5 protein-coding genes are annotated in these 6,683 nt (G+C 56.5%); 2 read left to right on the forward strand and 3 right to left on the reverse strand.

What is annotated here, in order from left to right:
* Nucleotides 1–125: 125 nt before the first annotated feature.
* Both LAP85_25960 and LAP85_25965 read right to left on the reverse strand, forming a co-directional pair.
* Complete coding sequence (locus LAP85_25960) at nt 126–704, reverse strand: hypothetical protein (protein MBZ5499858.1); 579 nt, start codon at nt 702–704, stop codon at nt 126–128.
* Between the two features lie 150 nt (nt 705–854).
* Nucleotides 855–2,327, reverse strand: a complete 1,473-nt coding sequence (locus tag LAP85_25965) for a hypothetical protein (protein MBZ5499859.1) — start codon at nt 2,325–2,327, stop codon at nt 855–857.
* Nucleotides 2,328–2,624: 297 nt separating this feature from the next.
* Between LAP85_25965 and LAP85_25970 the strand changes: the two genes are divergently transcribed.
* A complete protein-coding gene (locus LAP85_25970; GenBank protein MBZ5499860.1) occupies nt 2,625–4,415 on the forward strand; it encodes a winged helix-turn-helix domain-containing protein in 1,791 nt (596 codons plus the stop codon).
* A gap of 364 nt (nt 4,416–4,779) precedes the next feature.
* On the opposite strand, the gene LAP85_25975 is transcribed toward LAP85_25970, so the two are convergent.
* On the reverse strand, nt 4,780–5,025 hold the full coding sequence (locus LAP85_25975; protein ID MBZ5499861.1) for a transposase: 246 nt from the start codon (nt 5,023–5,025) through the stop codon (nt 4,780–4,782).
* 336 nt (nt 5,026–5,361) lie between these two features.
* On the opposite strand from LAP85_25975, the gene LAP85_25980 reads away from it, so the two are divergent.
* Nucleotides 5,362–6,531, forward strand: coding sequence for an IS4 family transposase (locus LAP85_25980; protein MBZ5499862.1), 1,170 nt, complete (start codon nt 5,362–5,364; stop codon nt 6,529–6,531).
* Nucleotides 6,532–6,683 lie beyond the last annotated feature (152 nt).

Raw genomic sequence — 6,683 nt, forward strand, 5'->3', positions numbered from 1 at the left:
ACGGCTCGGATGTTCTCTTCCACCGTCTTATTCGGCAGCTGAGCTTTTCGGCGGCGCTGCTCAGGAGGTTCGGTGCCCGGCTACTTTCCTAAGGCGGAAGGCAGTGCCAGGCACCGCTTTCGCAATCACCGTCCCGGCGATGGTATGCGCGTGTCGAGAGTTGTGACCGTGAAACTCCTTATTGGAGTACTCCCTTCGTCAGGAAAACCATCTCCGTCCGCATCTGCGCTTGCCAGATAGATTTTAAAATCGTCGGTAACCTCGACTTTCCCCGGTCCGACGGACCTGGCTGCACCGCTGGCCGTGCCGATCAAAACGACCTGATTGAATTGGCCGGGCCCACTCTGGCTGATGGTGTACCAGATGACCTTGAAAGTTGCGGTATCGGGTCCTGTCGAGACGGCCTCGCCGATGAGAGGGGTACTGAATGTAGTGTTACCTGGCTGATTCGGAAAAAAGCCCACATCGATCGATCCGTGAATGGCAGCGCTCCGGCCCGACGCATCCGGGGAGAAGACATAGCTCCATTGGGACACCGCCGGGAATGGATGGCCGTTCATACTGGTGACTCTTGCAACCCAGGCGCCTTCCAGCTTCATTGCTCCCTGATCAGAATTGGACGCGCCGATCTGCGTGACCAGCACGATTGCCGCGGCGGCGGCTACAACCGCCGCCATGATGAGTTTCCTTCTGCTGAAAAACATGGTGTTCTCCTTTTCACGATATGGTTGTGTTCTTGCGTTCTTCTCCCTGAATATCTATCTCCCAGAAGGAGGACGACCTGGCGCGTGCGCAGTCCGGCAGGGCGAGCCTTCGTACCAGGAGGCAATCCTTTGAAAGAACCGGTTCGCGGCTTAGCGCTTGCCGGTTCCTGACTGCGCAGCTTCGCGAACGGTCGTGTCCGCGTCCTCCGGCACAAGGTATCCATTTTGCAGATTGTCATAGGTCACTCGCGCAACCTGATTTACATATGCGCCATGGTTGCCGTAGAGGGCTTCGATCGAGGCCTCATCAAACGGCTCGAACGTTCCGTACAGGCGGCAAAATCCGGGGCCCGAATTCAAGCCTGTGTTCGTGGCAGTGGGGACGACGAGCTGTGACAAGCGGATGCCTCCCAGTGCATTGCCGAAATCATCCCGCGCAATCACATTCGGTGATCCGAACGACACGACCTCGATTTCGGGCGCCGTGGGGGGCGCGATCTCGTACCGCACCCAATTGTTCAAATGGTCCCCGGCCGCATTAAGGACGAAATAGAATGGAATCCGACTGAATGTAGGGTTGGCGCAGGATGGCAAGGTCTGTGGACCGAGGTCCCGCACCCGGACCGGACCGATAGCTTGCCAAACATGAAAGTCGAGGTGGGCGGATCCTGCCACCTCCCAATGCCGAAAATGGTCCGAGTCCGGCTGGCGAAGGAGGGCTTGATTCCCACCTGAGAGACCCGCGACATCGGTTTCACTCGAGACCTTGAAAACTTTGGACTCGAGGTCGGTGCGAAGTTTGCCTCCACCAGCAGCGACAAAAAACCCATCAAAAACTCCAGCCAGCGGATGGATCGAGTTGTGATAGCTGACAAGTTTGCCGGCGCTCGCCGACGCACCGACTGCCAATATCAGATCCACAGGCAGACCTCCCGTAGGATCAACCCCTATAGGATTCCGCACGGCCTGGGCGGCCTGGGAAAAGATGTCGTACGCGAGGTCGTCATTCGTTATGGTGCCGCCCGCGGTTACGTCGAGCGTGGCGTAACGGATCGGACTCCAGTCCTTCAGGCCTGTCACGGGTTGGCTGATTCCCGCGCGCAGGGCAGAGACGCCGATCCATGCATAGCCGCGCCGCATGAAATGCTCCGACGACTGGATCCAGGCACCGTCAAAGTCATATCCTGCTGCGACGTTTTGCCACTCCAATACGACCGTCCCGTTGAAGGCGTCCGCCGATGACGGCCTCCGGACGATCATGCGAGTACGATAGGGGTGGCCGCCGTCACGGATCGTGGCCGTAGTCAGCGGATCTGAGATGATGTAGCGATTGGCGGTGCCTTCAAAAAAGAACTCCTCCTCGACATAGCCATAACTTGCAAGATCGGCCGTTGTCGAGAAAAAGGGGTAGTTGTGAGAAGGATCGCCCGGCGGCACGAGCGCCGGTATAGGTCCAATCACCGTAGGATTAGGAACATTGACCGGCCCAGCCGACCGTACAGGCAAGGCGAACGAGATAATCCCGACTATCGCGATGATCAACGTCCCCAGCGTTCGCATGTCAAAGAGAAGGCGGTAGCCCGTTGCGTTCTTTGGATTTTCACATTGCACATCACGTTTCATGATTCGCTCCCTTCTGAACGTGAGGACGCTGCCTTCCGGCATGGACACAGGCTTCAGGGATGTGGACAAATAGGCAGCCCGATGAATTCACCTCACGCACATGATAATTGACCGCGATTTTGCGACAAGTGCGCTTGGCAGTAAATGGGCGCAGGCTTGCCTCTGTATTGGATTTGCCTTGCCGCGCAAAAGATTGAGCGACCATGATTAATGTTTGATTTCGCACCCGTCCGGCATATACTGGGAGGCGGGTGTCCCTGTTCTGTTGCGGCTATCAACCACCTCAGACGAAAACATATGCAGCCCGCCGAATCGCCTGCACGCAGGGCGATGTCCCGCATCGTCCGCTTTGATTGTTACGAGGTTGACCTTGACGCCGGCCAGCTTCGTAGACGCGGAGTCAGGATCAAGCTCCGCGAGCAATCGTTCCAGGCACTGGCTGCATTGCTGGAACATCCCGGAGCCATAGTCACCCGGGACGACCTGCAACGCCGCCTTTGGCGGGACGATGTTTTCGTCGATTTCGAAAACAACTTGAATGCGGTGATCTCCCGCTTGCGTGAGGCTTTGAACGACACTGCAGAGCATCCGCGATACATCGAGACCGTGCCAAAGCGAGGCTACCGCTTCCTGGGCACCGTCTCGGAACCCGCACCCGCGGTGGAAACCGCCCCGGCCCGGCGCGCCAGGCTGGTGGTGCTCCCCTTTGTCAACCTGAGCAGCGATCCGGCGCAGGATTACATCAGCGACGGTATGACCGATGAAATTATCACTGCCCTGGCGAGCCTTGCACCGGCACAGGTAGCGGTCATCGCCCGAACCACCGCCATGCTTTACAAGGGGAGCCGAAAGGACGTGGCCCAGATCGGCCGGGAGTTAGGCGTGGACTTTGTCGTTGAAGGGGCCTTGCGGCAGACCGGAGACCAAATTGCAATCAACGTGCAGATCATCGAGGCCGATGATCAGACGCACTTGTTTGCCAGGAGGTATGACGCCGCCCTGCGCGATATTTTCAACATGCAGGACCGCATCGCACAAGATATCGCCGCGCACATCCCCGCCATTGCCGATCAAGTTCGCGCCGGGGCGATCGGCGTCGCCCGTGGCCCCCGGAAGCTGACGAGGGATCTCGTGGCTTACAACGAATACATCCAAGGTCGACGCTTCCTTGACAAGACCGGCAAGCTCCAACATTTTGAATTAGCAATACAGCACCTAGAGAAGGCGATCGCCCGCGACCCGGAATTCGCGCTTGCCTATGATGCGCTTTCGGAAGTCTACTGGTATTTGGGCTACTCGGGTGGCGCACCACCGCGGCAAGCCTTTTCCGCCGGCATAGCTTATGCACTGCGAGCCATTGAGATCGATAACACGCGGGCCGAGACGCATGCCTTGCTCGGCCAGTTCCATAAAATAGCCGAGTACAACTGGGGCGAGGTCGAGCGCGAGATGGCCCTCGCTTTGCGCCTGGATCCTGATTCACTGCTCGTCAGGACGCGCTACGCGATAAGCTGGCTGATGCCCCACGGTCGTGTGCAGGAGGCCGCGGCGGAACTGGAACGTGCCCTCGAATTAGATCCACTCTCGTTGATGATGCGGATGTGGCTCGGTATCATGCGATTGCTCTTGCGCGATTTTGCGCGGGCCATCGAGGAAGGTCGCAAACTCCTCGAACTGGATCCAGACTATACCCTCGCCTATTTTGTTATGGCGTCGGGTTTCAGCTACCTGAGGAAGTTTGAGGAGGCCCTTGCTGCCCAACGGAAGGCCGTCGAACTTTCCAATGGCGCTCCGATGATGCTCGGCTGGTTGGGCCTGATATTGGCGGCGAGTGGGCAGGCCTCCGAAGCCCGTGACGTGCTTCAACGTCTCCATGAGAGTGCGGCGCAAAAGTACATTCCTCCGTGCAGCATCGCCTGGATCCATCTCGGCCTCAGAGAAATCGATGCCGCGTTCCAGTGGCTTAATCGGGCCGTTGCGGAGTGCGATCAACTTTTGATGCCGATCAAAACTTACGGCTTCTTCGATCCCCTCCGCTCGGACCCGCGCTATGCTGTTATACTTCGCAAAATGAACTTGGAATCCTGATGTGTCTGCCGCACCTCAGTGAATTGCCTATCCGGTGATTGATTCTAACCTTTTAGGAAATAGGGAGGAAATAGGGGACGCCACCTTCTTTATGCACGACCTTCCTTGGCTGGCCGGCTTTGGCAGCAGCCTGCGGCCTAGCTTGCACTCGAGCTGGAGATGATTTGCTTGCCACCGGCAGGTCGTCCCGTCCGCGTGCACAGCCTGAGGTTCGAAAGCATCCCCTTGTCTTCCCTTTGCGCCAGCCACGCAGTCGAGTCCGAGGTCTCCGGAGGTCGAACTTCCGGCAGTCGCCCCAATCCCGGGTCCTTGCGCCTGCCGCAATGCGCCGCCGTGCTGCTCCACCGATAATCTTCCGCCCTCTTCACCAGCCGGGCCCGAACCGGGCTGCGTTCAACATATCGTATTGCCGCCACAGATGTTTCTCGTCCAGCGGACACGAGAAAAACCGCCCTTGCCATAACCGGCCGCTGATTCCCTGATCCCAGTTGATGTGTTGCGCATAGCGCAGGACTACCGGATTCATTACCTGCGCAAGGGTATCAGGCTGAGACGGCACGCTCACAAGGTCGACATGGTTTGTCATCAGGCAGTAGGCCAACGTCACCATTCCGTGCTTGGCCGAATATTCGATCTACAGCTCAAGATAGCGCTGACGGTCACCATCGCAGAATAAGACGCCTTCGCAACGGTTGCCCCTTTGAGTCAAGTGGTGAGGAATGCCGGGCACGACAACCCTTGCCATTCGTGCCGTGCGCCCATGCCAGCAGAGCTTGAGAGAATGTCAAGCAGAAATAGGGTAGCGTCCCACTGCTGTCCCACTGAGCAATTTTCGAAAACCGGCAACTTGACTTCATTCAATTAGTTGCATCGAAAAATGAGCGTAATCGATTTGAATTGAGAATTAGACTTCGGCCTTCCCAATCATTTGGAAAGGGGAAGGCCGATGAACTCTGGCAAAACCGTCTTCTCTCAGTTGATGGATTTCCTGCCGCTGCATCTCTTCCGGAGGTGTGTCCGAAAGTATCGCGGCAACCATAGAGTTCGGAGCTTCTCGTGTCTTGATCAGCTTCTCTGCATGGCCTTCGCTCAGCTCACATATCGTGAGAGTTTGCGTGACATCGAAGCTTGCCAGCGCGCTGTGAGTAGCAGGTGCTATCACATGGGGATCCGTGGAAATGTTGCGCGTAACACACTGGCGCATGCTAACGAGACGCGTGACTGGCGCATCTACGCTGACTTCGCGCAAATTCTTATCAATATCGCCAGACCTCTATACGCCCACGACGACTTTGGACTCCAATTGGACGAGACCGTCTACGCGCTCGATTCCTCTACGATTGAACTCTGTCTGTCGATGTTTCCCTGGGCCAGATATCAAAAGCAAAAGGGAGCCATCAGACTTCATACGCTGCTGGATTTACGCGGCCCCATTCCTGCCTGTATCTGGGTTTCCGACGGTAAATTCGGCGATGTGACTATTCTGGACTCCTTGATCGCAGAACCCGGCGCGTTCTATATCATGGATCGTGGCTATATTGATTTTGCCCGGCTTCATGCTCTGCACGAGTCTCAAGCGTTTTTCGTTGTACGCGCTCGCGACAACATGCAATTTCGCCGTATCTATTCACACCCCGTGGATCGGACAACGGGACTGCGTTGCGATCAAACCATCGTGCTCACTGGAATTCATTCGCCTCGTTACTACCCCGACAAGCTGAGGCGCATTCGCTACGTTGACGTAGAAAACGAACGGAACATCGTTACCCTGACGAACAATTTCATGCTCCCTGCTCAGGTCATTGCGCAGCTGTACAAATGTCGGTGGCAGATCGAACTCTTCTTCAAATGGATTAAGCAACACCTGCGAATCAAAGCCTTCTACGGTACTTCAGAAAACGCAGTCAAGACGCAGATCTGGATCGCTGTCTCAGTGTACGTCTTGGTGGCCATCGTCAAGAAACGACTCCAACTTGATCAGAGCCTCTACACAATTCTTCAAATTCTGAGCCTCACCTGCTTTGAGAAAACTCCGATCTATCAAATACTTACGGATTCTTCACATGAACCGCCCAACAGTGATTCCGGTAACCAATTGGCACTGTTCAACTTTTAATGGGACACTAGTGGGTCGCGGTAGGGATACCGGTCACCCGGCACCCCCCGCACAGATCCGTACGGGCGCTGCTAGCGCATACGGCTCCTACCTCGGATGTCTGGCGTCAAACCTCACTTGCGGGAAAGGGTGAAGTATACGGGGGTGGGGCA

It is taken from the genome of Terriglobia bacterium (genome assembly GCA_020072565.1).
Lineage (GTDB): Bacteria > Acidobacteriota > UBA6911 > UBA6911 > UBA6911 > JAFNAG01.

Bases quoted from the DNA above. Each gene is read 5' to 3' on its own strand.
- LAP85_25980 (MBZ5499862.1), top strand. From the start codon at position 5,362: ATGAACTCTGGCAAAACCGTCTTCTCTCAGTTGATGGATTTCCTGCCG.
- LAP85_25970 (MBZ5499860.1), top strand. From the start codon at position 2,625: ATGCAGCCCGCCGAATCGCCTGCACGCAGGGCGATGTCCCGCATCGTC.
- LAP85_25975 (MBZ5499861.1), bottom strand. From the start codon at position 5,025: ATGGTGACGTTGGCCTACTGCCTGATGACAAACCATGTCGACCTTGTG.
- LAP85_25965 (MBZ5499859.1), bottom strand. From the start codon at position 2,327: ATGAAACGTGATGTGCAATGTGAAAATCCAAAGAACGCAACGGGCTAC.
- LAP85_25960 (MBZ5499858.1), bottom strand. From the start codon at position 704: ATGTTTTTCAGCAGAAGGAAACTCATCATGGCGGCGGTTGTAGCCGCC.